The sequence below is a fragment of the Schnuerera sp. genome, assembly GCF_035459645.1.
Lineage (GTDB): Bacteria > Bacillota > Clostridia > Tissierellales > Tepidimicrobiaceae > Schnuerera.
The window spans coordinates 1-3,002 of the sequence record NZ_DATHXO010000327.1; the positions used below are offsets into that span (position 1 = coordinate 1).

Annotated in this window: 3 protein-coding genes and 1 pseudogene; all 4 read right to left on the reverse strand. The window is 34.2% G+C overall.

Annotated features, from left to right (window positions below; translation table 11 throughout):
• Positions 1-1,161, reverse strand: a 1,161-nt coding sequence (locus tag VK998_RS07660) for a UbiD family decarboxylase (protein ID WP_325227299.1), incomplete at its 3' end; no start/stop codon positions are given.
• Between the two features lie 17 nt (positions 1,162-1,178).
• A complete protein-coding gene (locus VK998_RS07665; protein WP_325227301.1) occupies positions 1,179-1,736 on the reverse strand; it encodes a UbiX family flavin prenyltransferase in 558 nt (185 codons plus the stop codon).
• A 131-nt stretch (positions 1,737-1,867) separates the two neighbouring features.
• On the reverse strand, positions 1,868-2,470 hold the full coding sequence (locus VK998_RS07670) for a cysteine hydrolase family protein (RefSeq protein WP_325227305.1): 603 nt from the start codon (positions 2,468-2,470) through the stop codon (positions 1,868-1,870).
• Positions 2,471-2,558: 88 nt separating this feature from the next.
• A pseudogene (locus VK998_RS07675) lies at positions 2,559-3,002 on the reverse strand (allantoinase); the annotation flags it as partial.

Below are 3,002 nucleotides of genomic sequence, written 5' to 3' on the forward strand. Positions count from 1 at the left end.
ACTAGCTTGAGCCCTAGTAGTAATAGCCCACTCTATATCCTGAACATCAAATATATCTACATCGCCATCTACTATAACCACCTGTTTTAAATCTTTATTAGAACCTAAGGCTGCTATAATAGCAGATTTGCCGTCCCCTTCATTTTTCTTGTTTATAGATGCAAAAGCATTAAATCTATAGCCTCCACCTTCTGTTACATTTACATCTATTACATCTACTTGATTCTTTAGATAATTGTATAATTCCACTTCTCTAATAAGGCCATTGGATACATGTTCTTCTCTACAGGGAAATGCCCCTTGAAATATAGGATTATCCCTATGTGTAATGGTGTCTATCTCTATTATTGGATGAGGAGCTTGTGCACCATAATATCCCATCAATTCTCCAAAGGGACCTTCCAATTCTCTTTTTCCAGGCACTATTCTACCTTCCAATACTATTTCTGCATATGCTGGTACCAACAAATCCACTGATTCACATTTTACTAATTCTAAAGGTTCCCCCCTTAAAGCACTGTCAATTTCATATTTGTCCACTCCATAAGTGGCAGAAGGCACCTGACTTGCCATTAAGAATTCTGTATCATAACCTAGAATTATAGCTACTTCTAAAGGTTTGTTTTTCTTTTCCAATTTTAAAAAATCATTAGTCAATTTTGGTGATGCTATAAGAGCTGAAAGCTTATTTCTCCCATTAATTTGAAATCTCCTTATAGAAGTAAAAAACTTTCCTGTTTCTGGATCCTTTACTACCATCACTCCTGCTGTAATAAATTGGCTAGAGTCCTTACCTTGAAATTTAGGAATAGGTAAAATCCTAGGTAAATCAATATTTCTTCTGATTATGTTTTCCTTTATAGGACCCTGTTTTACTACCTTATATGGCTGAGGGTTTGCAATAGCATCCATAAATTTGAATAATCTATCTTCATGGTTCATATTTAATAAAGAATATATTATATCTCTATCACCATAAAGACCTCCTGCTACTCTTATAGAACTTCCTTTCACCTGATTAAATAATATAGGCCTTTTATTCCTAAAATATTTAAGCACTGCTCCTAATTCATACTCTGGGTTTACTTCTCTATCGCATTTTAATAGCACACCCATCTTATCCATTTCCTCAAAGGTATATCTAAGCATTTGTCTTTCCAAACTATCCCCTCCTTTCCTTATTGACCTTTCCAACGATTGACAAGATTATTATCAATTTCCATCATATCTAATATTCTTCCTGTCATATTTAAAACTATGTCCTCAATGGTTTCTGGATGATTATAAAATCCTGGACTAGGTGGGAATATAGTTACTCCTAATCTAGATAATTTCAACATATTCTCTAGATGTATAGGACTTAGAGGGGTTTCTCTTGGAACTAAAATCAACTTTCTTCCCTCTTTTAAAGTTACATCACAAGCCCTAGTCAAAAGACTATCAGAAAAACCATTAGCAACACTTGATAAGGTTTTCATGGAACATGGAATAACTACCATGCCATCTACTTTAAAAGATCCACTAGCTATAGGAGCTGCAAAATTCTTATTATCATGGAAATAGGTAGCCATCTCTTTTAACTCTTCTAAACTTACACCACATTCATGATTGGTTACATATTCACCCATAGTGGTTACTACCAAATGAGTTTCTATATTTAATTCTTTTAATGCTTTTAAAAGAGATATGGCATATATAGAGCCACTCCCTCCTGATATTCCAACTACTAGTTTCATATTAAGCTACACCCTCTTTCAATGGACAATTGTTGCTTATTGATAATTATCAGGGCAACCTCCAAGGTTATTCTGGCAACGGAAGGTTGCCCCATCAACTGCCCATTCTCCTCTGTATATTGTCAAGTAACTTATTCTACTTTATTTTCTTTGTCTCCTCCGCCTTCCCATGGATCCAATCCTTTTTCCCAAGCGTCTTTATATTCATCAATAGTCATTATCTTAGCAAATATACTTAAATCTTTAAGTCCATATTCATGCATTTCTTCTGTCTTAGAATCACATCCGTCACTTAATGCTATTACTCTATAAGCTCTAGCCAATGCATCTGTAGCTGTACTTCTAACACATACATTTGTCCATACTCCTGTTACTACAACAGTATCTATATTTTCTTCTCTTAAGTATAGGTCTAAATCTGTATAGGCAAATCCACTATGTCTTCTCTTTGGTACTATATATTCTCCTTTTTCAGGATATAATTCTTCTATAAAATCAGAACCCCAAGTTCCTCTAACAGCGTGTACTGGTCTAACCCTAAAATCTGCATCATTTTCTCTGTGGGCTTCTTGAATGTGTACTATTTGAATATCGTCCCCTTCTCTTTCTCTAATCCATTTCATTAGTTCTTGAAGATTTTTAGTTATTCTTCCAGCGCCTGGACAATAAAGTGAACCTTTCTCATTAGCAAAATCATTTAACATGTCTATTATCAATACTGCATGTCTTGACATTTAATCAACACTCCTTTTCTGTATTAATCCTATAATATATTTTATTATGGTGTGGCGTAAGAAAACTCACGCCACACTTAATAACAATTTAGTATTTAATAGTTCTTGGTAAAACCTGTATGCTTTGTCTCTTAACAAATTTACCAAAACCTGGGTTAACCTTAACTCCTTTAATTCCTTTAATATGCTCATCTATTACTTCTGGGTGTTTTATTCTATAACTTCTTTCGTATTCTTTACTGTGTAAATTTGGATATTGCTTGAATATTTCTGCATACCTTTCTTCTACACCTTCTGGATAATTGTGAACGATTCTTTGTAACTCTTCGTCGGTTAAATCTGCCAATGTACTGTCTTCTACATCTTCAAATACTAAATGACCACGAACTACAGTCTTAGCAACTTTACCTTTTAGTTCTATTCCTTCAAGAGGATTGTATCCACACATAGTTGCTTCCTTCTTAGGATCTATAGTCCATCTCTTGTCTAGATCTATAATTGTAAAGTCAGCATCGGAACCTATATGCATAGC